The organism is Actinomadura sp. 6N118, assembly GCF_044326415.1.
GTDB lineage: Bacteria > Actinomycetota > Actinomycetes > Streptosporangiales > Streptosporangiaceae > Spirillospora.
In genome coordinates, this window is sequence record NZ_JBIRAZ010000006.1 from 453,150 (window position 1) to 478,670 (window position 25,521).

At 69.8% G+C, this 25,521-nt stretch carries 14 protein-coding genes; 5 read left to right on the top strand and 9 right to left on the bottom strand.

Annotation, left to right across the window (positions count from 1 at the left end):
* Positions 1-5 precede the first annotated feature (5 nt).
* Positions 6-3,167 (bottom strand): glycoside hydrolase family 2 TIM barrel-domain containing protein, encoded by a 3,162-nt coding sequence (locus tag ACH34W_RS18560; RefSeq protein WP_395962152.1) that lies wholly within the window; start codon positions 3,165-3,167, stop codon positions 6-8.
* A gap of 259 nt (positions 3,168-3,426) precedes the next feature.
* Here ACH34W_RS18560 and ACH34W_RS18565 point away from each other — a divergent pair, with 259 nt between their 5' ends.
* Positions 3,427-4,779: a jacalin-like lectin gene (locus ACH34W_RS18565; RefSeq protein WP_395962153.1), complete on the top strand. Its 1,353-nt coding sequence runs from the start codon at positions 3,427-3,429 to the stop codon at positions 4,777-4,779.
* Positions 4,780-4,822: 43 nt separating this feature from the next.
* Here the strand turns inward: ACH34W_RS18565 and ACH34W_RS18570 are convergent, their stop codons facing one another.
* Complete coding sequence (locus ACH34W_RS18570) at positions 4,823-5,755, bottom strand: NAD(P)-dependent oxidoreductase (RefSeq protein WP_395962154.1); 933 nt, start codon at positions 5,753-5,755, stop codon at positions 4,823-4,825.
* Between the two features lie 341 nt (positions 5,756-6,096).
* Positions 6,097-11,577, bottom strand: coding sequence for an AAA family ATPase (locus ACH34W_RS18575; protein ID WP_395962155.1), 5,481 nt, complete (start codon positions 11,575-11,577; stop codon positions 6,097-6,099).
* Between the two features lie 223 nt (positions 11,578-11,800).
* Between ACH34W_RS18575 and ACH34W_RS18580 the strand changes: the two genes are divergently transcribed.
* The gene (locus tag ACH34W_RS18580; RefSeq protein ID WP_395962156.1) at positions 11,801-12,460 is read left to right on the top strand and encodes a response regulator; all 660 of its coding nucleotides are present in this window, start codon (positions 11,801-11,803) and stop codon (positions 12,458-12,460) included.
* A gap of 43 nt (positions 12,461-12,503) precedes the next feature.
* Here the strand turns inward: ACH34W_RS18580 and ACH34W_RS18585 are convergent, their stop codons facing one another.
* Positions 12,504-12,893: a response regulator gene (locus ACH34W_RS18585; RefSeq protein WP_395962157.1), complete on the bottom strand. Its 390-nt coding sequence runs from the start codon at positions 12,891-12,893 to the stop codon at positions 12,504-12,506.
* 174 nt (positions 12,894-13,067) lie between these two features.
* On the opposite strand from ACH34W_RS18585, the gene ACH34W_RS18590 reads away from it, so the two are divergent.
* On the top strand, positions 13,068-13,265 hold the full coding sequence (locus tag ACH34W_RS18590; protein ID WP_395962240.1) for a DUF5999 family protein: 198 nt from the start codon (positions 13,068-13,070) through the stop codon (positions 13,263-13,265).
* A gap of 76 nt (positions 13,266-13,341) precedes the next feature.
* On the opposite strand, the gene ACH34W_RS18595 is transcribed toward ACH34W_RS18590, so the two are convergent.
* The 4 genes from ACH34W_RS18595 to ACH34W_RS18610 form a co-directional block, all read right to left on the bottom strand.
* On the bottom strand, positions 13,342-15,006 hold the full coding sequence (locus ACH34W_RS18595) for a protein kinase (RefSeq protein WP_395962158.1): 1,665 nt from the start codon (positions 15,004-15,006) through the stop codon (positions 13,342-13,344).
* Positions 15,003-16,565, bottom strand: coding sequence for a protein kinase (locus ACH34W_RS18600; protein ID WP_395962159.1), 1,563 nt, complete (start codon positions 16,563-16,565; stop codon positions 15,003-15,005). Before ACH34W_RS18600 ends, ACH34W_RS18595 begins: the two co-directional genes overlap by 4 nt.
* Before the next feature lie 249 nt (positions 16,566-16,814).
* On the bottom strand, positions 16,815-17,192 hold the full coding sequence (locus ACH34W_RS18605) for a hypothetical protein (RefSeq protein WP_395962160.1): 378 nt from the start codon (positions 17,190-17,192) through the stop codon (positions 16,815-16,817).
* Positions 17,193-17,373: 181 nt separating this feature from the next.
* The gene (locus tag ACH34W_RS18610; RefSeq protein ID WP_395962161.1) at positions 17,374-19,239 is read right to left on the bottom strand and encodes a BTAD domain-containing putative transcriptional regulator; all 1,866 of its coding nucleotides are present in this window, start codon (positions 19,237-19,239) and stop codon (positions 17,374-17,376) included.
* 417 nt (positions 19,240-19,656) lie between these two features.
* Between ACH34W_RS18610 and ACH34W_RS18615 the strand changes: the two genes are divergently transcribed.
* Complete coding sequence (locus tag ACH34W_RS18615) at positions 19,657-23,472, top strand: helix-turn-helix domain-containing protein (protein ID WP_395962162.1); 3,816 nt, start codon at positions 19,657-19,659, stop codon at positions 23,470-23,472.
* Positions 23,473-23,710: 238 nt separating this feature from the next.
* On the opposite strand, the gene ACH34W_RS18620 is transcribed toward ACH34W_RS18615, so the two are convergent.
* Positions 23,711-23,917, bottom strand: coding sequence for a hypothetical protein (locus ACH34W_RS18620; RefSeq protein ID WP_395962163.1), 207 nt, complete (start codon positions 23,915-23,917; stop codon positions 23,711-23,713).
* A 253-nt stretch (positions 23,918-24,170) separates the two neighbouring features.
* Between ACH34W_RS18620 and ACH34W_RS18625 the strand changes: the two genes are divergently transcribed.
* Entirely contained in the window at positions 24,171-25,481 is a 1,311-nt protein-coding gene (locus tag ACH34W_RS18625; RefSeq protein ID WP_395962164.1) for a VWA domain-containing protein, read from the top strand.
* Positions 25,482-25,521: the final 40 nt, after the last annotated feature.

A 25,521-nucleotide genomic window follows, 5' to 3' on the forward strand; every position in this document is an offset into this window, starting at 1 on the left:
GCGAGTCAGGGGACCTGGAGTTCGGCTATCTGAAGGAAGCCGTTTCCAGTGCCCGGTGCGGGGCTTGTCATGTCGAACCGCAGCGAGGACGTCGTGACGGGGTCGAACGCGACAAAGGTGGGCTCGTTCGAAGCCGTCGCCCACGTGACGCGGAGGGTCCGCACGGGGACGTACCGGCGGCCGTCCCAGTACGACACGTTCAGCGTCGCGGGCAGGACGCGGCCCTCGCCGACCGTGAAGTACGCCCGTATCGGGCCGGTGATCCGCCGTGGACGCGGCGAGTTGACCGCGACCCATTCGGCGGCATGGGCGGCGCTCACCGCCGGCAGGAGCGCCGTCGCCTCCTTGACGTAGTGGTTCGACCACCCCGTGGCGAGGTTCCCGTCGAGCATCGCCATGGGTACCGCGGCGGCCGTTCCGGAGTAGCTCGCGTCCGCGGCGGGGACGCTGGGTGGCGTCCAGCGTGCCGTGACGGGGTCCGCCGGGGGAGTGGTCCCGCCGCGCGCGGGGGTGGATGAGATCGTCGCGGTTCCCGTCCGCAGCCCGGGCGCGGTGGCGGTGACCCGGATCGGCCCGGCGCGGTCCGCCGACCGGATCACCGCGAGCGCCTTGCCGCTGAAGGTCATCCGCGTGGGCGCCCGGTAGTTCTCGGCACTCTCCTGCCGTCCGCTGTCGAGGCCCGCCAGCTCGCCGCCCCTGACGCGCACGGTGACCGGGACGGCCGCGCCGGGGACCACCACGCCCTCGCGGTCGACGACCTCGGCGGTCACGAACGCCAGGGACCGTCCGTCGGCGGTGACGACCTTCCGGTCCGGGCTCAATCGCACCGCGCTGGGAGCACCGGCGGTGTCGAGCCGGTCCCGCGCGACCTCGACGCCGTCCCGCTTCGCGACGGCCACCAGCGAACCCGGCTCGAACGGCACTTTCCAGGTCAGGTGGAGCTTTCCGGTGCTGCCGTTCGGGCTGGTGTAGCTGCCGGACGGGAAGGTCTTATCGTCGCCGCTCGGCTCGGTCGTCTCCAGGTACTTCGTGCCGTACGTCGTCGTCTTGGTGTCGAATCGCCGTACGCCCAGCGACTTGCCGTTGAGGAGCAGTTCGACCGTGTCGACGTTCGAATATGCCCAGACCTGGATCTGCTCACCGCGCTTGTGGTCGGTCCAGTTCATCGGCAGCAGGTGGACCATCGGCTTTGTCGTCCACTGGCTCTTGAAGAGGTAGTAGAGGTCCTTGGGGAAACCCGCGGTGTCGACGGCGCCGAAGAACGACGACTTGACGGGGAAGTCGTTCCAGTAGGGGGTGGGTTCCCCGATGTAGTCGAACCCGGACCACAGGAACTCACCGATGAAGAATTTGCGGTCCCGGTCCTTCTTCAAGCCGTACTCACCGCTCATCGTCCAGGACGCGAGGTTGTTGTCATAGGACGACGTGGCGCGCTTGCCCGGCGTCTGGTTCTCCCCGGTGTTGGGGAGTTCGGGATCCTGGTAGACCCCGCGGCTGGAGGTGGACGACGACGACTCGGACTCGAAGAAGAACGTGTTCGGGTACTTGGCGTGCAGTGCGTCCACGGACTTGGCCGTGTTGTAGTTGAGCCCGACCCCGTCCAGGAGACGGGCGATCCGGTCGTTGACGGACCCATCGGCCGGAACACTCCGGTAGCTGTCGCTGCCCCACACCACGGGCCGGGTGGGGTCGGCCGCCTTGACGTCGCGGATGAGCCGTTCCGCGGTCGCCACCGTCTGGCCCCGGATCTCGTTGCCGATGGACCACATGATGACGGCGGGCGAGTTCCGGGCGGCCTGGACCATCGCCGTGATGTCGGCGTCGGCGTTCGCCTCGAAGAAGCGCGCGTAGTCGTAGGTGGTCTTGGCGTTCTGCCAGGTGTCGAACGCCTCGGCCATCATGACGATGCCGAGCTCCTCGCAGGCCTCGACCAGCTCGGGTGAGGGCGGGTTATGCGCGGTCCGCAGCGCGTTCACGCCCATGCCCTTCATGATCTTCAGCTGCCGGACGAGCGCGTCGCGGTTGGTGGCCGCGCCCAGGGCACCCAGGTCGTGATGGAGGTTGACGCCACGGATCTTGGTGTGCGTGCCGTTCAGTGAGAAGCCCTCGGCGGAGTCGATGCGGAAGTACCGGATGCCGAACCTCGTCGAAGAGGTGTCGACCGCCTTCCCGGCGATGGTCAGCTCCGTCCGCGCCGTGTAGAGGTGGGGCCGGTCGAACGACCACAGAGCCGGGCGCTGGACGCGCAGGTCGACGGTGTGCTGGGAGGTCCCCGTACCGGCCGTGACACTCGACCGGGCACGCGCCACCACCTTGCCCCGGGCGTCCACGATCGAGGTGGCGATGCCTACGGGCGTTGTGCCGCCCGTCGCGTTCGCGATGTCGGTGCGTACTCGCACGGTCGCGTACCCCGACTTGATGGTGGTCTCCAGGTCGGGTGTGGTGACGAACGTCCCCCAGCGCGGTACGTGCACCGGGTCGGTCGCCGTCAGCCTCACGTTCCGGTAGATGCCGCTGCCCGAGTACCAGCGGCTGCTCGGCAGGCGGTTCCGCACCTTGACCGCGATGACGTTGGGTGTACGGCCGTCGGCGCGCACCTTGCCGGTGAGGTCGAAGCCGAAGCCGGTGTAGCCGTACGGATGCCCGCCGAGCAGGCTCCCGTTCACGTACACCTCGGAGTCCATGTAGACGCCGTCGAACTCGATGCCGATCCGCTTCCCGGCCGCCGAGGACGGCAGCGTGAAGGTCTTGCGGTACCAGCCGAGGCCGCCCTGCAGGAACCCGGTCCCCGCACTGGTGCCGGCACCCGGGTCGGCCGTGGGGGTCAGTTCGATGCTCCAGTCGTGCGGCACGTTCACCGTCCGCCACATGGAGTCGTCGAATCCGGGCTCGGGTGCCTTCTCGTACCGGCCGCCGGGGTCGTCGATCCCGCTCGGGTTCGCGAGAGCGAACTTCCAGCCCGCGCCGAAATCGGTACTGCGGGCGGGCGTGGCTGCCAGCCCCGAGGGGTGTCCCGAGGCGTGCCCTGAGGCGTGTCCCGACGCGTGCCCTGAGGCATGCCCCGCCGGGGGCACGACGGCGATGCACACGCCGATCATGAGGACCGCGGCGAAGGCCGCGACGAGCCGGCGCGGCAGGCGTGCCACCGCTGGAGCGAATGCGTTCATCGAGACCCCTGTGCCGTCGTCGACTCGAGCTTTGGGAGCGCTCCCAGTGCTCGGAGCGTCACATGAGACCGCCGCGCGGTCAACACCCGATCACCTACCCGAATGATCTGTTCGGTCGGGGATTCTGCCGACAGAACCCTCTACGGTTTCTGTTCACCGGTGGTCCATATGGGGGCATGGACGGGGGCGGTACGGAGGCTTATCTTCAGGTGATACCTGAGGGTGTTTCATGTTTGCTCCGTCATGAGGAGGACCCCCCGTGCCCAGACCTCGCCGGCTCACCGAAGCGCTGCTGGCCCTCGTCTCCACCGCGGCCCTGTCCACGGCCGTGGCGGCACCCGCCTCCGCCTCCGCAGCCGCGGGCGGCTCCTTCACCGTCATGACCTACAACATCGCCGGACTGCCGGAGGGGCTGTCCAGCGCTCCCACGCCGCGGGCGCCGGCCACCACCGCGATCGGCCAGAGGCTCGGCCCGTACGACGTCGTCCAGGTGCAGGAGGACTTCAACTACCACGCCAACCTGTACGCCGCCGACACCCATCCGTACCGGACGCCGACCAGCGGCGGCGCAGGCATCGGCAGCGGACTGAACCTACTGTCGTCCTATCCCACCGGCGACGATGACTTCGAGCGGGTGAAGTGGCAGGACTGCAACCTCAACTCCGGCGACTGCCTGACCCCCAAGGGGTTCACGTTCATGCGCGTGAGGGTGGCCGAAGGCGACGTCATCGACTTCTACAACCTGCACGCCGACGCCGGGAGCGACAGCGGCGACATCACCGCCCGGGCGGCCAACCTCCGCCAGCTCACGTCCTTCATCAAGACCCACTCGAATGGGAACGCCGTGGTGGTCATGGGCGACATCAACGCCCGCTACACCAGGTCCGGCGACGGCGCGACCCTGCGTACCTTCGCCGCCGACAACGGGCTGACCGACGCGTGGGTGCAGCTCCCCCGCAAGGGCAGCGTGCCGGCCGAGGGCAGCCCCGCCCTCGTCTGCGACCCGGCCAACGTCACCGACACCTGCGAGACGGTCGACAAGATCTTCTACCGGAGCAGCCGGCTCATCACGCTGATCGCGTCGGGCTACGCCAACGAGCACGCGAAGTTCCTCGACGACTCAGGACGCATGCTGTCCGACCACGACCCGATCGTCACCAGGTTCTCCTGGGCCCAGAATCCGGACTACCAGTTCAGCGACCAGTTCGGTGGCCCGCACGGCACCTACTTCAACGACATCGAGGGCGTCCCGGCCGGCGCCCGCGCCACCCAGATCTCGTTGCGCGCCGGGGCGCGGGTGAACCAGATCGGGATCACGCTGGCCAACGGCACCGCGTTCACCCACGGGGGGACGGGCGGCACCGCGTCGTCCCGGACGCTGGCCAGCGGTGAATACGTGACCTCCGCGTATCTGTGCCAGGGCCAGAAGGACGGGCACACCAGAATCTTCTACGCCAAGCTCACCACCAACCTCGGCAACACCCTGGCCGGTGGGACGACGACCTCCACCTGCACGACCCGGACCGCGCCGTCGGGCTGGCAGATCGCCGGCTTCCACGGCCGCTCCGGCAACGAACTGGACAAGGTCGGCTTCATCTACACCCAACGCTGAGTCCGGACGCGTCCAGATGTTCGGCCCGCGGCTCAGCCGATCTTCAGGACGGTTCCTCGGTCATCTGCTCGAGGACCTCGACGAGGGCGGCGATGTCGCGCCGCTGGTAGCCGAGGGCGGCGGCGATACCGAGTACCTCGTCGGCGCGGTCGGCGGTGGGGTGCGGGATCTGGAGCCTTCGTGCCTCATCGAGCGCCAGTTCCAGGTCCTTGAGCAGCAGGCGAAGATCGAACGACGACTCCTTGGCCGGGTCCAGCACGAACGGTGCGCGTGCCTTCAGCAAAGGTGAGCCGATCGCGCTGTCGGCCATCAGCTGGGCGGCGAGCTTGCGGTCGACACCCGAACGCTCTGCGAGGAGGAGGCCCTCCGCGAGGGCGAGCACCTGGGCGGCCTGGCCGATGCTGATCGCGAATTTCAAGGCCAGCCCCTGCCCGTTCGAGCCCACGTAAGAGGGGGTGCCGAGGTCGCGCAGGATCGGTTCGATGCGTGCGTAGCCGTCGTAGCTTCCCCCCACCATGATCGTCAGGGTCCCGGTGGTCACCTGCGGGGCGCTGCCCGACACCGGTGCGTCGAGCATGGTCGCGCCGCGCGCGTCCGCCTCCGCGGCGAGCCGGCGGCTGACGTGGGGGCTGACGGTGCTCATATCGGCCCAGATGCTGCCAGGGGTGAGCCCGGCCAGGATGCCGTCCGGTCCCGAAGCGATCGCCTCCAGCGCCTCGTCATCGGGGACGGAAGTGAGAATGACATCGGCCGCCTCCGCGACCGCGCGCGGACTCCGGCGCCAGCGCAGCCCATGCGACAGCAGAGACCGTGTCCGCTGGGGCGTTCGGCTGGTGCCGTGCACGGGGCGGCCGGCGGCCAGCAGGCGCCCGGCCATCGCGCCGCCCATGTGCCCCAATCCGACCAGCCCGATGGTGGGGTGTCCGGTGATCTCCACACCGGTCTGGCCCAGCGGCTGCGAATCGAGCTGCGTCATTCCCATTTGCTCCCCTTTAGCCGGTCCGTGTTCGGTCGGTCGCCATCGACACTCACCCAGCTTCGCCCTTGAGGCACGTGCCCGTCTTCACGGCCACCGGCCGTTCCCACCCCCCTGCCAGCCGGTACCCGAACGTTGCAGCCTCCTGCGACCACGCCCCTCGAGCATCTGCCAATGACGGTGACCACAAGCGTGCGGGAACTCCTCGAAGGTCCGAGCTGCGGGCCACTGCTGCCGGGACGGGGATGCCGCCCAAGATCGGCCAACGGAGCAGTACGGGTTTCGGTGAAGTTGGCCGCGGTGCACTGCTGAGATCAGCGTTGACAGAACGTGACGCCGTGCTAGCGGAAGGTGACACCGCTGTTAGTGGCGGTGAGCGGGAGGTCCACGCGCAGACTGGTCCCCGTTCCCGGCGGGCTGTCGAGAAAGATCTCACCGCCGAGCGCCTCCACCCGGTCCTTGAGGCCGACCAGGCCGGTTCCGCGGGTGAAGTCGGCGCCACCCGCGCCGTCATCGCGGACCGCGACGTGGAGGACGGCAGCCGCGGTGTCGGCTTCGGCAGTGACCGTGACGGTCGAGGCGCGCGCGTGCTTGGTCGCGTTGGTCAGTGCCTCGGCGACGACGTAGTACGCGCTGACCTCGACATGCTCGGGCAGCCGCCCCTGCACCGACAGGTCGAGGTCGACCGGGATCGGCGCGCGGCGGACGAGCGCGCGCAGCGCCGGGCCGAGGCCCTTGGCCAGGCTCGGCGGGTGGATACCGCGCGCGAGGTCGCGCAGTTCGTCCAGCGCGTCGGTCGCCTCGGCGACGGCGTGGCCGAGCTCGGCGCCGAGCTCGCCGAGCTCGGGCGGCACCTCCGCCTGGGCCGCACGCAGCTGCAGCGCCAGTGAGACCAGCCGCTGCTGGGCGCCGTCGTGCAGGTCCCGTTCGAAACGCCGGCGCGTCTGGTCGGCGGTGGCGACGATCCGCGCACGCGACGTGGTGAGCTCGGCGCGGCTCTCCGCGTTGGCGATGGCGGTCGCGACGAGTTCTGTGAAGTCGGCCAGCCGCTGCTCGGTGTCCGTGGGCAGCCGTTCGCGCCGTGACGCGACGCCCATGACGCCCCAGACTCGGGCTTCGACGACGATCGGGCTGGCGACCGCGGAGCGGACCCCCTCGGAGAGGGGCCCGGTCAGGCTCGCCGACATCGGGTCGTCCACGTCGCGGCGAGCTGCGCGGCCCGTGGCCTGGACCGACGCCATGGCCGAGTCAGGGTCGAGCTTGCCGCGCGAACCCGGTGGGGAGTGCGTGAATCCGGAGCCTCCCATCAGCGTCGCCTCCCTGTCCGGCTCGAACCTCATGATCGTCGTGCCGTCGGCGCCGAAGAGGGCGCCGACCTCCTGGGCCACCACGGTGAACACGTGATCCGGCGCCACCCCGCGGGCGACCAGCGTCGCCACCCGCCGCAAAGCGGTTTGCTCGTCGGCGATCCGGCGAAACCCGGCGTAAAGCTGGGCGTTGTCGAGGGAGACGGCGAGCTGGCCGACGATGAGCTTGACACCGTCGAGCCGTTCGGTGGAGAACGCGCTGCGGATGAGTCGATTCTCCAGCAGCAGCAGCGCTTGCAGCGTGCCCCGGTTGAGGATGGGAAGGGCCAACAGTGAGCAGCAGGTGATGCCGGTGAAATAGGGGTCACGGGCGAAACGATCGTCGTGGATGACGTCGCTCACGACCAGCGGCTCACGCATCCGCTGGGCGTATCGCAGTACCGACATCGGGACTGCGAGTCCGTGACCGGTGCCATCGGCGAGGACGGTGCCGCCGCTGCCGGGGGTCGGCAACAGCCAGACCTGCCGGTCGGCGCTCCACAGCAGCAGATGTACGTCGGTGGCGCCGGTCATCGCGCGCAGCGCTTGGGCCACGCGCTGATGCAGTCCCTCGACACTGGTCTCCGAGCTCAGTGCCTGCGATACCGACAGAATGCCAAGGAGATCGATCGTTCCGGTCGTGACGGTGGAGCGGTGATAGGGAAGATCGCCGGACCGCTCGCCGCGGTGCCCGCTCGTCGCGTCGGCTTGTGGCCGCAGCGTCGGGTAGGCCCAGTCCAATTGGGCGGCTTTCGCGGTCGCCCCCCAGGCGAGGTAGTCCTGGCGGGCCTGGGCGAGAAGATCGTAGCCGGTGTGTTCGGCGCCGTGGGCGAGGTGGAAGCGGGCCGCGCGTTCGGCGATCAAGGCCCGATGCCATGGGCGTTGACGCCGGGCGACCTCGCGCCGCGCGGCGTCGAAGGCCAGGACGGCGGCTTGGAAGTCGCCGACGGCCCATGCCCGTTCCGCATCGACCCATCGCAGCAGGTGGAGGAAGTTCGCCGGCGCGTCCGCGGCGCGTGCGGCGAGCCAGCGCGCCACATCGTCCAGTTCGGACAGCAGACGGCCGCGCTCGTCGCCGTGCGCGGCGCGGGCCTGCCCGGCGAGGGCCAGCCCGTGCAGCAGGTAGGCCCCAGCGGTCGGGTAGCTGCCCATGTCGGCCGGTAGCAGCGGCATCGCTGCTGCGCTGTGCCGTGTCAGAGCGGCCGGATCGTCGAGGATGGCGGCGGCCATCGCGTGACAGATATGTGCCTGGAGAAGTGCCACCGGGCTGGCGGCGTGTCTGTCGATGGGGAGCGCCTCACCGACTGCGGCTTGGCTTTCGCCGCGAAGCACAGCAGCCAACCACAGGTAGCTATCGAGCGACTCGACGGTCTGCTCGCTGCCTATGCGCCGTGCGAAGGCCAGGCCCGCCTCCACCTCGGCCACCAATCCGTCCAGTGATGGCGCGCAGTCCAGCAGCCCCCTCGTGGTCGTGTAGAAGGTGTAGCCGGCGTAGACGTTGTCGCCACCGGCGGTCAGTCCCTCGCGGGCCCGCCGCGCTGCCTGGACACCGTTTTCGACCGGCTCGAAGCACCAGCTCTGTATGGCGAACAGAAAGCGCAGTTGGGACGTGTCGGGCTCATAGCCACAGGCCTCGCCCAGATCCAGGAACCGGCGCAACGCCCGGTACCCCGCGGCATAGTCGCCGCGCAGCGCGACAGCGGCGAAGGCGGCGATGCCGGCGGGACCGACGAGAGTGCGGCACGGGCCGTGCTCAAACCAGATCCGCACCGCCTCCAGGCTCAGCCAGGCATGCGTGACCAGGTCGGGGATGAGGTAGGCCGCAGGCAGAACCGCGTTGAGCAGGCGGCTCGCGGCGAGCAGCGTCGGCTCGGTGATGTCGGGCCGAGCGAGATCGTCTGCGGCTTCGGTGTGGTCCAGCCACCGGTAGAGAAACTCGAACTGGCGGTCGAGTTCCTTGGCGAGCCGGTCCGCTGCCGGCACGGCGATGCCCAGCTCACGCAGCGACTCAACGCCAAGGACAACCGCCTCCGCAAAGCGCTTCCGATGAGTCAGGTTCAGCACCTGAACGCACGTCGCGTCTGCACGCTGCAAAGCGGTGGTGCACAGCCCCTCGATCGTGCGGTACTCCTGGTCCGCTTCGTCCAGGCGTCCCAGGTTGAACAAGGCGGCGTGGCAGCCGGTGTGCAGCTCGACCAGCGTGGTGACCTGACCCGGGTCGGTAAGTCGCAGCGCAGCGGCCAACAGCGCGTTCACCAGCGAATGGTCTCCGACCAAAGCGGCCTGGTCGGCGGCGCGCCGCAGCAGCCCCACCACCACCCGCCGCTCCGCGGCGTCGTCCACCGCGTCGGCCACCGGCAGGTACTGCTCTGCCGCAACCGCGTACAACTCCGGCACCTCTGCAAGCCGCCGTGCCATGGCCAGTTGCAGGGCGCGTCGCCGCTGCGGGTCCAGTCCACCCAGGATCGCTTCGCGGATCCGGTCGTGGCGGAACGACACCGCTTCGCGCGGGCCGGGCTCCACCACCAGCAGACCCGCGTCGAGGGCGGGCGCCAAGCGCTGGTCCACTTCGCCTGCCGGATCTTCGCCTGCCGGATCGCCGGTGGCGGTCTGCAACAGGCTCAGGTCGGCTCGCCCGCCCAGGCACGCCATTGCCTCCACCATCGCCCGGGACGGCGTCGGCATGGCCTCAACCTGCGCCATCAGCAGCCCGGTCACCACTGACTCGCCAAGGTGAGCGCGTACGGCCCCCCGGTCCCACCGCCACCCGGCCGGCGTCGCCGCCAGCACGCCGTCGCGGCGCAGCGCGTTGAGCAGTTCCACGGTCTCGTACGGATTGCCCGACGTGTGCGGTTCGATCACCTCGGCCAACCCCGCCGCTTCCGCCCAACCCACGTGCAGCATCTCGGCGACCATGGTGACGAGACTCGGCAGAGGCAGGTTGCCCAGCCGTAGGTGCCGCACTCCGGCCTGTTCCCGCCACCGGGACAGCGGCGCCGCCAGCGGATGCGTCGCGTCCACGTCGTCTTCACGGTACGCAGCCACCAGCAACAGGCCGTCGACCGGCTCCTCGCTCAGCACCAGATCAACGAAGCCGACCGGGGTGCGCCCCGCCCACTGCAGGTCATCGACGAACAACACCACCGGCCGCTTCCGCGAGGCGACCACCCTCAACACCTGCACACTCGCCCGCTGCACCCGCACCTGCGCGGTCAGCGGATCCCCTGGATCCGGCGGCACCGCGAGCAGCGCCGCGAACTCCGGCACCACCGCGGTCAGCAGCCCCGCGTTCGCCCCGACCGCCTCCAAGATCCGTTCGCGGACCTTGGCCAGCTCGTCCTCCGGCTCGGCCAGCAACAGCCGCCCCAACGCGCGAAACGCCTGATTGATCGCGTCGAACTCCAGATCCCGCCGGTACGGGTCGAACTTGCCCGTCACCAACCAGCCGTCACCGTCCGTCACCACCGTCGGCAGCGCATCGACCAACGACGTCTTACCCACCCCCGGCGCCCCGCTGATCAGCACCCCACGACAGCGGCCCGACGTCGCGTCCTCGAACGCCGCCTCCAGCGCCGCCACCTCGTCATCGCGTCCCACCAGCCGTGATGGCGGCAGCAGACGCAGCGGAAAATCGCGCTCGCCGACCCGCAGCGCCGTCGCCGCAGGGCGTGCGTGGGGATGCCGTGCGCTGGCCCGCAACCGCTCCAGGTCGTAGATCACGCCTTCCGCGGTCCGGTAGCGGTTGTCCGGTTCCTTTTCCAGCAGATGCATGATGATCGCTGACAGCAGCCCCGGCAGGGCCCGGTTCACCTCAGCAGGTGGGACTGGCACACGGGCCAAGTGATCATGGGTGAGTCGCAACGGGTCCCCGGAGCCGAACGGCGGTTCCCCCGTCGCCAGCTCGTACAGCGTCGCGCCCAAGGCGTACAGGTCGGCACGCTGATCCACCGATCGGCCGGTGCGCCCGGTCTGCTCCGGCGCCAGATACGCCAACGTCCCGACGATCTCAGTGTGGTGGGTGAACTCGGGACGAATCCCGGCAAAGGAGGTCGCCAAGGCGAAGTCCACCAGGTACGGGGCGCCGTCGCGAGAGATCACGATGTTCGCGGGAGTGATGTCCCGGTGCATCACCCCTTGACGGTGCATCCCCGCCACCACCCGGGCCAGCTCCACCGCGAGTCCGATCAGTTCATCGACAGCCAGCGGCTTCGCCAGCCCAGCCAGACTCGCGCCGCCAACGTCCTCCTCCACGATCGACCCCGGGTACTGCGGCGCCTTCAGCAGATGTGCGATCCCACCGACATCGCAAAGCCGGTCCAGCATCGCCAGCTCATGCTGCAGCCGTCGTTGCGCGTCCGGCCCCAGCGGCTCCTTGCGGATGACCGTGCGCCCAGGGAAGAAGAGCCGGGTCACGCGCGTACGTTCACTCTCGTGCACGACTTCGGCCTGGGCGGGCAGCTTTCGACCCTGCGACACCCCGCCTGACCTCATCGACACCTCCCATGCGCGGTCGGGCCCACCTCATAGCGTGAGTACACCTAATAGCCTGAGTACACCTATGTGAGAGCAAATTGAACTACGCATAAGTACGGAAACTGTAAATCGTTCGCCTTTGTCACAGGTTTGGTGGTGACGGGAAGGCCGGGCAACCGCCCCGTGATGCCCGAAACACGTAACCTTACTTATGGTGACGAAGGGGGTGAAGGAAGTTTCGATCCGCATAGCGCTGGCAGACGACGACGTCCTGCTACGCGGGGGGATTGCCAGCCTGCTCGAACGATCAGGCTTCGAGATCGCCGGGCAGGCGGGCGACGCGACAGAACTGCTCGGTCTCGTCCGCGAACAGAAGCCCGATCTCGCCATCGTCGACATCCGCATGCCCCCGGGCTACTCGACGGAAGGGCTCGACGCGGCGCGCGTCATCCGCAAGGAGCTTCCCGAGATCGGGATCCTCCTTCTGTCGGCGCACACCGAGGTAGAAGAGGCGATGGAACTGCTCGCCGCCGGACAGCGTGTGGGGTACCTGCTCAAGAGCCGGATAGCCGATGTCGCCGACTTCGTCGAGACGGTCGAGCGGATCGCACGCGGAGCCTCGGTCGTCGACCCGGGGCTCGTCCAGGAGCTCATCGCCGCCCACCACCGGGACGATCCGCTGGAAGCGCTTACCCGACGGGAACGCGAAGTGCTGGCCCTCATGGCGGAGGGCCGATCGAACGCCGGGATCGCGCAGCGGCTGTGGATCACCGAGGGCACGGTCGAGAAGCACGTACGCAGCATCCTCGCCAGGATGCAGTTGCCCGAAACCGAAGACGCCCACCGCCGGGTGCTCGCGGTCCTCAAATTCCTTGAAACCCGGTAGCACGGTTCTTCCTGAAACCCGGTAGCACGGTCCCCGGATGTTCTCAGCCGCCCCCCGCCGGGCCATCACCCCCGGCCCCGAGGACCTGCTCGATGGCCGTGCCCGACAGCTCGGGCTTCGCAACGAATCCGGCGGCCGGACTGGAAGCGATCACGTCGGCGAAGTCGGACTCTGCGTACGAGGAGATCAGGACCGTGCTCGGCCGCCACGACGGTGGCAGTTCGGCGAGCCGCTCCACCAGATCAAAGCCGCTCTCACCGCCGATATCGATGTCGATGAGGGCCACGTCAGGAAACAGCCTCTCCGTCTGCGCAAGGGCATCCGCGATGGTGGACGCGACGCCGCAGACGACGATGCCTTCTCTCTCCAGCACCGCACGGGCGACTCCGAGAAAGCGATCGTTGTCGTCGACGAGGAGACAACGGATGGCCACGTCTTCAGCTTGCTGCCCGGACACAGGGGTCCGCATTGCAGCTAGCTGGAACATCCAGAGACCGCAAGCAGGGGGTCGAGTTTGGCGGCTGCCCACGAAGACAACCGGCCCCGGATGGCGAAGGCTGAGGACATCGGCATCCAAGCAGTGACATCCAAGCAGGGAGTGACCACCGTGTGCCAGCACCAACCGCCATGTCCGGCCGCCAGCGCGTCCGACCACGCGGCGGCCCGTGTGGTGTCCGCACACCTCGAACAGGGCTGGAGCCTCCTCTGCAACGGAGTCGTCGTCTTCGACGACACCGGTGAGCTGCTCCCTGACGGTCACGCCGTGCCACCGCACCGTGACGAAGTGCTGGTCGCCGCCGCCTGAGGAGCCGTCACCTCTCCAGGAGCCCGTAATGCGCCGCATCCAGTGCGTCTCATATGGCCGTCGATCTGGCCGTCGATCACATGCCTGAGATGGCCGCTGTGTAGGGCGGTGCAGGTGCCGCGGCCAGCGGGCGGCCGGCGAGCAGAGCGGGGGCCAGCCACCGGCTGATCTGGATCGCGCCCTGGCGCAGCGGCTCGATGCCGCCGGGCGGTGGAATGCCTCTCGCGTACCCCTTGCCGTAGTCCTTCTTGTACCACTTGTACTCGACCCTGGTGACCAGGTTGCGGGTACGGAAGATCACGACGGCGTCCCAATCCTGGAACTCTGCCTCGCCGGTGGTCTCGTCCCAGACGAACGCTTCGTCGCCGACGCCGGGGACCGGCCGTGGGGCGGTGCGGGTGGGGGAGGCTCTCGGCTGGGCTGCCGAGGTCGCGACGGCCTGCCGCATTGTGGTGAAGTCGGCGTGGGCTCGTCTCATGGGGTCGTCCGGCGGGCTCGCTTCGACCGGCCGGCTCAGGATGACGGCGCTGTGGCCATCGTGGGTGGCGTTGCGTTCGTTCCACAAGCAGGTGTCGGTTTTGGGATGAATGTAGTGATTGAAGTAGTCCTCGGGGGTGGCCGTCGTGTCGGAGCCCACGCCGGCCATGGGGACCAGGCGGTTCATCCATGCCGGGCTGAGCAGCCCGCACAACGACGGCACTGTGGCGAACGGCGCCGGGCGGTCTGCCCGCCCGGACGACCGGCCGTCCCGCAGCAGGGCGAATCCGGTCACCGTGGTCACCAGGCACACCAGGACGGCGAGCGTGATCGTCACCGGCCGCCGCCGGGTGCCGCCGCTGGCGCCGGTGTCGGGGGGCAGGGTTTCAGCGTTATCGGCAGGCCCGGTGGCCTCTGTGCTCTCTGTGCTCTCCGTGGTCGCGGTCGCGGATGCTTGGCTGATCGCGGCCAGTTCGCGGCGCGTCTGCGTGGCGGTCGGCCGTGCCGAGGCGTCCTTGGTGAGCAGGCGGAGCAGAAGCCCGGCCAAGGGCCCGGCGCGCTGTGGCGCGGTCGGCTCGTCGGCCAGCACGGCTCCCAGCACGCCCATCGGTGTCGACCCGCCGAACGGCGTGCGGCCCTCCACCAGCGTGTAGAGCGTGGCGCCGAGCGACCACAGGTCGGAGGGCGGGCCGCCGGGCTCGCCGCGGATCCGTTCGGGAGGCATGTACGCGGGGGAGCCGATCAGGGCGCCCGGCCGGGTCAGCGGGGTGTCGCCGGCCAGGGCGGCGATGCCGAAGTCGGTGAGGATCGCGTGGCCGTCATCGCGCAGGAACACGTTGGCGGGTTTCACGTCGCGGTGCTCGATGCCATGGCCGTGCGCGGTGTGCAGCGCGTCCAGGATCTCCAGCCCGAGCGCGGCGACCCGGTGCGGCTCGATCGGCCCGTCCAGCTCGATGACCTTGTCCAGGGACCGGCCCGACAGCAGCTCCATCACGATCCACGGCCGCCCGTCGGCGAGGACCACGTCGTGCACGGTGATGATGCTGGGATTCCGGAGCCGCGCGGCGGCCCGGGCCTCCCGCAGGGCCCGGCGCACCGCGAGCTCGCGGCGCGCCTGGCTTGATTCGCGCGGCAGGACGAGCTCCTTGACCGCCACCTCGCGGTTCAGCGTCTCGTCGCGGGCCCGCCACACCGTGCCCATGCCGCCGCGGCCGAGTTCGCCGGTCAGCCGGTAGCGACCGGCCAGCAGCTCACCGATTTTCATCCGCGGTTTCCCCACTGCGCGAGCGTTCCGGTCACCGCCACCGCGGCGCGCCGGGCTCCGTCGGCGGCCGCGCCCCGACCCGTCCGGCGGCCCGTCCACTGGAGCGCGAGGACGACATTGCTCTTGCGCAGGGTCACGTTGACCTTGTCATAAGGCGCCGCGTCAGAAGGCGCCGCACCGCGCTCCGTGTAGGTGACCGCCTCGTCGGCCACGCCCGGCATATCGGTCAGGTCGGTGGTGGTGGCTACGTTCACGTCGGTCGTGGGGAAGCCCGCGTGCCGCCAGGGCCAAGAGCTCTTGTGGACGGAGTTGTGGACCGACTGCAGGTAGCCGAGTAGTTCGTTCCGCTTGATTGCCATCCGATCGACAGCCGCACCGGGTGAGGCGGCCACCGCTTCGGGCTTGTAGACCGTCAGGATGGCGGGGACGCCCGGGGCCAGCCATGAGCAGTCTCCCTTGCCCGGCTCATCGCGTCGCCGCACCGCCCCGGCCAGCAGCTCGCGCGCCTGCTGGTCGGTGAGCACGGCACAGGGGTCCACAGCCGGCACCGGTTGTGGCTTCGGCGATGCGGTCGCGCGCGGCGGGGGATCGGCGCCGCGGTCGTTCATGAGCAGGACGCCCGCCGGCGCGACGGCGGCGACGATCCCGACGGCCAGGACGGCACGCCGCCGCGGCGAGCGGGTCATCATCGCCGGCCAGGTCGCGGGAGGACGGGTGGCCGGTGGAGCCGTGGCGACACCGGAGTCGCCGCCCGCCGCGACTCGGCGCAGTGCGGCCGCTGCCTCGGCCGCGCCGATGCGCTTGACGGGATCCTTGTCCAGCAGGCGGGCGAGCACCGGCGCCAGGGCTCCGGCCCGGCTGGGCGAAGGGGCCTCTTCGGCGAGGATCGCGCCCAGCGCGGCCATGGGGGTCGCCCGGTCGAACGGCGCCCGGCCCTCGACCGCGGCGTACAGGGTGGCACCCAGTGACCAGAGGTCCGAGGCCGGTCCGGCCGGTTCGTCGCGCAGCCGCTCGGGCGCGATGAATCCGGGCGAACCGACGAGCGCGCCGGTCCGGGTGAGCGCCGGATCACCCTCGATCGCGGCGATCCCGAAGTCGGTCAGGATGATCCTGCCGTCGTGGGCCAGCAGGACATTGGCGGGCTTGACGTCCCGGTGGAGGAGTCCCTGCCCGTGCGCGGCGGTCAGCGCGTCCAGCAGCCGCGCCCCGATCTCGGCGACCCGAGGAGGAGGGAACGGGCCGTCATCGTCCACGGCCCGGTCGAGCGAGCGGCCCTCGACCAGTTCCATGACGATCCAGGGCAGGCCGTGCGGTTCGACGACATCGTGAACGGTGATGATGCCCGGGTGGTCGAGCAGCGCCGCCGCCCGTGCCTCGCGGGCGGCCCGCGCGTACAACATCGCGCGTTCGTCCGGCGGTGCGTCCTCGTCCACATCGATCCGTTTGACCGCGACGTCCCGGCCGAGCAGCTCGTCGTGCGCCCGCCAGACCGTGCCCATGCCGCCCGCTCCCAGCACCTCCACCAGCCGGTAGCGTCCGGCGAGACGATCGTCGGTCATCGGCGCTCCGCGACTGCGTGACTTCAGGGGGCGACACGAACTCTAATGTGTTCGCGGAAGCCGATCACGCTTACTGCGCCGATCACGCTTACTGCCCGAGCAGCGCATTGACCGCGTCCAGCTCAACCAGGACACCCACCTCAGCTGGCGGTGACCGAGTCCCGGCCGCTGCCGTTCTCCGAGCTGGACGCGGTCACCGCCTCCGAAGTCGCGGGTGGGAAGTCGGTGGAAGCGGAATGTCGAGAAGCGTCAGAACGCGCAGTCGGGGACGCCGTCGAGATGGGCATTGCCGCGAATGTAGACGTTGCTGATCCAGCTTGTGGGCCTGTGGTATCCCGCGTACATGTAACTCCACCACTCGCTGGAATAGCCGCTGTCGGAGACAGGCTGGCCCTTCTTCTGGCAGTAGACGACGATGTTTTGTTTGGAGACTTTGGTGACGACATCGGGGCAGTTGCGAGCAGACGGATAGTCCAGACACGCCCGGTTGCCAGCCAGGCTCGTACGGACATTGACATTGTTGGCCCACACATAGACGGTGACTTCCGCATTGGCCGGCGCAGAGGTGACGGCGACGGTGCCGGCGGCCAGCATGCCGACTGCGGTCAGTGCCTTAAAGAAGCGCATTCCTTCTCCTTGTCTCAACCCTCGGTCGCGCGATTCCCGCGTTCGGCCGACGTCTCGGATTGATCGTCTTCATCATCGGATACGTCACTGGCGTATTGCTTGCGCCTTCCTGGCGCGGATTTCGCCGAGGATCTCCGGCGACGCCTGCCGGTGCAGGGTGTCGTGCATGGTGAAGGCCTCCTCAGCTTGCGCGCTCATACGCGAAGAGCCGCACCAGGTCAGGAAGGCGGTAACGGGTTTCTCCCGAGGCGCTGGGACAGGCCGCGTCGACGAGCCTGGCATCGACGAGCCTGGCGTCGACGAGTCGTTCCAGCGCCGCTTCCGCGTCGGCCTCGTTCATCCCGGTGACACCGGCGGCGGAGCGGATCCCGAACTCCGGTGCCTTGAGCAGGCCGACGCGGCGGAACATCGTCTTGGCGGGATCGTCCAGACCGCCATAGCCGTGCGCGAGACGTGCCCGGACCTCCAGCCCGCCGTGCACGAGCTCGTCCAGGCGTCCGGATTCGTCGCGCAGCCGCGCGGCCATGTCCGCAAGCCGCCAGTGCGGTTTGGTCACGAGCCTGGCCGCGGCGATCCGCACCGCGAGCGGCAACCCGCCGCACAGCCGGACGATCTCGTTCGCCGCCGCCCGTTCGCCCGCCACCCGTTCGGGACCGAGCACCCGCCGCAACAGCTCGACGGCCTCGCGCGGTGCCAGGACGTCGAGCTCCAGCAGGCGGGCGGTGTCGAGCCCGCCCAGGCGCGCCTGGCTGGTCACCAGGACCGCGCAGCTGCTCGTTCCGGGGAGCAGTGGCCGGACCTGCGGCTCGTCCATGGCGTTGTCGAGGACGACCAGGATCCGCCGGCCGCTCACGATGTCGCGGTACGTGCCGGTGCGCTCATCCAGATCGTCGGGGATCCGCTCGCGTTTCACCCCCAGGCTCCGCAGGAGGCGCACCAGCACGCGCCCGGGATCCGTGCCGCACATGCGCAGGTCGATGTACAACTGGCCATCGGGAAAGTCCTCGGCCACCAGGTGAGCCGCGTGCACGGCGAGGGCGCTCGTGCCCACTCCCGCCCGTCCGGTGACCAGCGCGATCGGCACCGTGGCGCCGGCGCCGGGCGCGGGCCGGAGGGTCTCCCGCAGTATTCCGATCTCCTCGTCGCGGCCGACCACGACGCCGATGCCGGGCGGTAACCGGCGGGGGATCATCGGGGGCGCCGCGGGCACCGGTGCGACGACCGAGGTCGTCTCGGCGATGACGGGTCCGACGGCCTCGGACACCATGTCCGGTCCGGTCTGACCACGCAGGATCGCCGACTCCAATCGGCGCAGTTGCTCGCCGGGGTCCAGGCCCAGTTCCTCGACCAGCCGTTGCCGTGCGAACCGGTAGGCGGCCAGCGCCTCGGCCGTCCGCCCGGACCCGTGCAGGGCGATCACCAGCTGGGCCCAGAACCGCTCGCGCAACGGATGCTCGGCCGTCAACTCCCGTAACTCCGCCACGACACCGCACAAGCGGCCCAGCCGAAGCTCCGCATCGATCCGGCGCTCATGCGCGCCGAGCCGTTCCTCCGTCAGCCGCGGCACGTCCTCACGGTGCAGCGTCTCAGACGCCACGTCGGCCAGCACCGGGCCGCGCCACAGGGCCAGCGCGCCCCGCAGGCGCTCCGCCTCACCGGGCACGTCACCGCTCTTGGCACGTTCGGCCGCCTCGGCGGTCAATTCACGAAACCGCAGAAGATCGAGCTGTACGGTGCGGACATCGAGCCGGTAGCCCCCCGGCACGCTGCGGATGAAGTGCGTCCTCTGAGAATCGAGTCTCAGCCGAAGTCTGCGCACATACGAGTGCAGCGTCGTCCGAGCGCTCGCCGGCGGTTCCTGTCCCCACACACAATCCATCAGCCGGTGGTACGGCACCGGCGCCCCGGCCCCCAACGCCAGCGAGGCCAGCAGCGCCCGCTGCTTGGCCGCACCCAGCCGTACGGCCTCCCCGTCAACGGCGGCCAGCAGCGGCCCCAGCACCCCGCAGTGCAAGGGCGGATCCACCGCCGAGCGTCCTTCGCTCACCAGCACTCCTCGAGGCGGGCCCGGCACGGGGGATCACTCGCACACGGGCGTTGAGCACCGTCAGAGAGCGCGGCACCGAGCGAGCATCTGATCACGAGGCGCCTCACCGGCTCAGATCGGTTCCGCACGAAAGCGCAGTCAAGCCCTGGATCATCCATTCATTTCCGCTGTAGCGGATCACGGTCGTCCCCTCCTGCTGGTCATCGACATAGGGCGGACCCGGGCGTGCCGCCTTCACCGATCGGCGATCTCGACGTTAAGAACGTTCTAGATTGTCCGAAAGGCCCGGCCGATGGTTCCGCACAATTCGACGCGCCAGGTGAGCGTGTGGAAGGAAGATCACTGCGGGGACGAGTGGTTGGTCGTCAGACGAGTGGTCGGTCGTCAACGGTGCCGCACGTGGGAGGACGGTGGGTCGTGAGGCGTGGAGCCGGCAGGCCGGAACGGGCGGTGGATCCGGATGCCGGCCCGGTGGAGCGGCTGGCCTGGGAGTTACGGCAGCTGCGAGAGCAGGCCGGCGCTCCGAGCTACCGGCTGCTCGCGAAGAAGGCACACTACTCGGCCAGCACCCTGGCCGAGGCGGCACGCGGCAGGCGCCTGCCGACGCTCGAGGTGACCCTGGCCTATGTCGAGGCCTGCGGCGGAGACAAGGACGAGTGGACGGCACGGTGGCGGGCGGCCGCCGGCCCGACGGTCTCGGCCGCTGGCCCAACGGCCTCGGACGCCGAGCCGGAGAGCGGCCTGGAGTGTCCGTATCCGGGGCTGGCGGCGTTCCAGGAGCAGGACGCCAGGTGGTTCTTCGGCCGGGACGATCTGGTCGCACGCCTGGCCGATCGGCTTCGGCGGGAGGGCGGCGACGGTCTGACCGCGGTGTTCGGCGCCTCCGGAAGCGGAAAATCGTCACTGGTCCGAGCCGGTCTGATCCCCGCGCTGTCCGCCCCCTGGCGTCCCGTGGTGCTCACGCCGGGGGCGCATCCGCTCGCCGAGCTCGCCGCCGCCATCGCCACGGTCACCGGCGATGACGCAGAAGCGCTGCGCAAACGGCTGATCGAGGACACCGGCGCGCTCGACGCACCGGTGGGCGACTGGCTGGCCAGACAGCCGGACGAGGTGCGTCTGCTGGTGGTGGTCGATCAGTTCGAGGAGGTCTTCACGCTCTGTGCGGACGACGCGGAGCGCAGCGCGTTCATCCGCGCGATCATCGATCTGGGGGCCGTCGGCCACCACCCCGGCCACCGCCGCGTTCGTATGCTTCTCGCCGTACGGGCCGACTTCTACGCCCACTGCTCGCGCGATCCGAATCTTGTCGTCGCACTGCGCGAAGGCACCCAGCTGCCGATCGGCCCGCCAGGCACGGCGGAGCTGCACGACATCATCAGCGGACCCGCCGCGAACGCGGGCCTGACCGTCGATCCCGACCTGGTCGCCACGCTCATCTCGGACGCGGCCGACCAACCCGGCGCACTCCCGTTGTTGTCCCACGCACTGCGGCAGACCTGGCAGCGCCGCCAGGGCCCGGCCCTGCGCCTGGCGGACTACCAAGCCAGCGGTGGAATGCGCGGCGGCATCGCCCAGACCGCCGAGGGAATCTATCTGAACAGTGACACTGCCCGCCGGCAGGCGATGCGGACGATCTTTGTGCGGCTGACCGCGTTGGGCGAGGGAACTGACGACACCCGGCGGCGCATCGACCGAGCCGAGCTGACCGGCATCGCGCCGCGGGTCGACGTCGGGGACCTGCTGGAGGAGCTCGCACGCGCCCGGCTCATCGTCCTGGGAGAGGGCACCGTCGAGGTCGCTCACGAAGCCGTGATCTCCGCCTGGCCCCGGCTGCGGAACTGGCTCATCGACGACCGTTCTGGCCTGCGCACGCACCGGCGCCTGACTCAGGCCGCCGTCACCTGGAACGAACTCGGCAGCGATCGCGGTGCCCTGCTGCGCGGCGGGCAGCTGACCGCCGCGCAGAGCTGGGCGCAGGCGCACCCCTGGGACCTCAACGACCTGGAGGCCGGCTTCCTCGCAGCCAGCGCCGCAGCCGCCCGGCGACGCGGCCGGCGGAGCCGGCAGCTGATCGCCACCATGGCGGTGCTGCTGGCCCTGGCGCTCACCGCCGCGGTCGCGGCCGTACGGGCAGAGCGAACGGCTGACGGTCAACGTCGTGTGGCCCTGTCGGAGAAGGTGGCCGCCGACGCCGCCGAACTTCGCGAGGTCAATCCGGTACTGGCGGCCCACCTGAGCCTGGCCGCCTACCGGCTGTCTCCCACGGTCGCTGCCCGGGGCAGCCTGATGAGCGGCTTCGCGGCCCCTTTCGGCACCCGGCTGAACCATGAGATCAACACAACGGCGTTCACCCCCGACGGGCGCGTCCTGGCAGCCGGAGGGGACGACCGCACGATCCGGCTCTGGGACGTCACGACGCCGCATCGCCCCGCCCTGCTCGCGGCCCTGCCGAGCCAGCCCGAGGACGTCGAGTCGCTGGTCGTCACTCCCAATGGCAAGACCCTGATCAGCGCCAACTACGACGGTTCGGTCAGGCGCTGGGACATCTCCGACCCGCGTCACCCCGCGCTGCGCGACAGCCTGGCCGCCCACAAGGAGGCGGTGTTCCGGGCGGTACTGAGTCCCGACGGCACGACACTGGCCACCGCCAGCGCCGACGGCACCGCACGGCTGTGGGAGCTGCCCCCGCAAGGGTCCCCGACCATGCTGGCCGAGCTGACCGGCCACACCGACATCGTCTGGGAAGCGGCGTTCAGCGCCGACGGGAAGACCCTCGCCACCGGCAGCGAGGACGGCACCGCGCGGTTGTGGAACATCGCCGACCGGCGTGCCCCCGAACTGCTGGCCCGGCTGCCCGACCGGAAGGACGCCGTCACCTCGGTGGCGTTCGCCCCTGACGGCAGGACGCTCGCGGTGGCCGGCTATGACCACGAGACCAAGCTGTGGGACGTCACCCGCCCCGGCAAACCGGTCGCCCTCGGCGCCTTGACCGGCCATTCGGGACCACTACGGGCGGTGAGATTCAGCCCGGACGGCCAGACCGTGGCATCAGCCGGCTGGGACTACACCACGCGCGTGTGGAACGTCTCCGACCGGCGCCGCCCCAGGCCGCTGATGACGCTGACCGGACACACCAACACCATCTGGTCGCTGGCCTTCAGCCCCGACGGACGCTTCATCGTTTCGGCGAGCTCAGACCACACCGCCATGCTGACCGACGTGCCGGGGCCGCTGCTGTCCGGACACGGCGGCGCGCTGCCCAGCGTGACCACGAGCCCGGACGGCCGGATCGCGGCGGTCGGCGGCGACGACTTCACGACGCGGCTGTGGAACGTCCACACCGGTCGTCCCGAGACGCTCGCGGAACTGTCCGGACACACCGGGCAGGTCGAGGCGGTGGCCTTCGCCGGAGCACGCATCCTGGCCACCGGAAGCATCGACACCACAGTCGCCCTTTGGGACCTCGCCGATCCGCGGCGCCCGGTCAGGCTCCGCTCACTGCGCACCCATGGCGATGTACGGACCATCGCCATCGCACCCCGCGGCGACATCCTGGCGAGCGCGGGCGGAAGCACCCCCGGCGTGCAACTGTGGGACATCTCCGATCCACGCCACGCCAAGCCGGCTGGCGAGATCAAGCAGAACATGGGCGCGATATCGGTGGCCTTCAGCCCGCGTGGCCGCCTGCTCGCCGTCGGCCAGGAAAGCGAAGTCCATCTGTGGGACGTCACCGACACCCGCCGTCCGCAGCGCCTGGCGGCCTTCACCGCGCACCCCGACACGGTCCAGAAAGTCGCCTTCAGCCCCGACGGCCGCAGACTCGCCACGGCGAGCCTGGACGGCACCGCACGTCTGTGGGCGATGGACGACCCGAGGCGTCCGCTGGCCACCATGACCGGACACGTCGGCGGAGTACGAGCCGTCGCGTTCAGCCCGGACGGTCGCGCACTCGCAACCGCCGGCGTGGACGGCACGGCACACCTCTGGAACCTGCACATCCGACCGACACTGCGGGCGATCTTCACCGGCCACACCGATCGCGTCAACGCCGTGGCCTTCACCCCCGACGGACGCACCTTGCTCTCCTCCAGCGAAGACCGCACCGCACGCCTGTGGCCCACCGACCCCGAACGGATGGCCGCACAGGTCTGCGCGATGGCATACCCCCGGATCACCCGCGCAGAGTGGGGACGCTACTTTCCCGGCATCGACTACCGCCCCCCATGCCGGTGACATGCGGTGCAGAGCCTGGTGTTAGTCGCAGGCGGTGTGCGCCGACACGACGGCCGGGCTGACCCGGGTACCGGATCGGTCCGGGGTTCGGGGGTGGTCAGGCACGCGGCGATGCGACGGCTCGGACCCGCCGATCAACAACGCCGCGCACTGACCGGATGAGGCTCCGGCGGCCCGCGCCTGTCGTTCACCCGTCCGGCAGACGGCGGGCAGTCCGCCCAAACCGCTGGGCAGTTCGTCACGGCCAGTACGGTTGGGCCTGCTCCGCCGCGCGGGCAATGGCACTTCCGTCGAGCGTTGTGGGCGTGGGGCTGAGGCCCACGCTCTGCCACTCGATGACGAACTCGAAGGGGCCCGGCAGCGGGAGCGGCCAAAGCCAAAGCCGCCGGGCGCCCTCATAGAACGTTTCATTGCTGCTGGATGTGCTGTCGGTCTCCACGAGCATGGGCGGCTCAGGCGGATCAGGTCTGCACCGGCCGGTTCACCACCAACGTGGCTCGCAAGCAGCTTCTGCCACACCGACCCGTCCAGCGATTCACGCCGGACGGCCAATTGCACGATGAGGCTGCAGCCCTCAGGGAAGGCGATGACGTGCTGCAGTGCGACGACCGCATGACAGACCGGCGCTGGGTCCATCGATAACGACTTGTGGATCTCCGGTCACCCTTCCACGATGTCAGTGACCGGAGGAGGATCACATGCGGGTGAATGCCCATCTCGACGTGGAGATCGTGGCTCATGAGACCGATGACGAGCTGTCGCTCCTGGTGGAGATCGAGGCCCCGGAGCCGTCCGGCGAACGGGCGAACAGGCCCGCCGGGACGTTCGTCGTCGTGCTCGACCGGAGCGGTTCCATGGGGGGCGGGCGGCTGGCGGGGGCCAAGACCGCGCTGAGCACGGTGGTGGACCGGCTGGATCCGGCCGACAATTTCGGGGTCGTGACGTTCGACCACGAGGTGGAGGTGGTGGTTCCGGTCGGTCCGCTGAGCGACAAGGCGGCGGTCAAGCGGGCGATCGAGGGTGTGAGCAGCCGCGGTTCCACCGACCTGTCGGCGGGCTACCTGCGCGGGTTGCAGGAGGCCCGCGCGGCGGCCGGGCCGACCGGGGCCACGGTGCTGGTGGTCAGCGACGGGCACGCCAACGTCGGGATCACCGAGCCGGGCGCGCTCGGCTCGGTCGCGGCCGGGGCGCGTGACCAGGGCGTCACCACCTCGGCGCTCGGATACGGTCTCGGCTACGACGAGGCGATCATGTCGGCGCTCGCCAGGGAGGGGCTGGGGAACGAGCTGTTCGCTGAGGAACCCGACACTGCCGCCCAGCTCATCGTCGGGGAGGTCGACAACCTGCTGGACCTGGTCGCTCAGGCCGCCTCGGTGCTGATCCGGCCGTCTGAGCGGGTCAGGGCGGTTCGGCTGCTGAACGACCTGCCGTCCTCGGCCGGGCCGAACGGCGTACGGGCCGAGCTCGGCGGCTTCTACGCCGGCGAACGGCGCAAGCTGCTGGTGGTCTTGGAGATCCCGGCGATCCCCGCGCTGGGGCTGGCCGAGGTGGCGACGCTGGAGTTCAGCTGGGTGGAACTTCCCGCGCTCACCGAGCACACCGTGACCGTGCCGGTGCACGTGAACGTGGTGCCCGGCGACGAGGCGGCGGGGCGGATCCCCGATCCGGTGGTGCGCACCGAGGTCGCCTACCTGCGGACGCAGCAGGCCAAGCGGCGGGCGTCCACCTACTTGTCGCAGGGCGACACCGACGCCGCGCTCCGTGAGATCGGCGCTGCCCAGGCACTCAACTCCGCCGCCCGCGCGCAGGCCCCGGCCGAGCTCGCCGACGACCTGGCCGAGGAGGCCGAGGCGCTCGACTATCTCCAGCAGGAGATCGAACGTGGTGAGATCAGCCGGGCTGCGAAGTACTCCTCCCAGGACAGCGCTATGAAGTCGGGCAACTCCGGCCAGTCCGGATACCAGTCGCGTCCCTCCTACCGGCGCAGGAAGCGCGACGACCCGCAGTGATCAGATGATGATCAACGATTCGGTGGCGCCACGAAGCCCA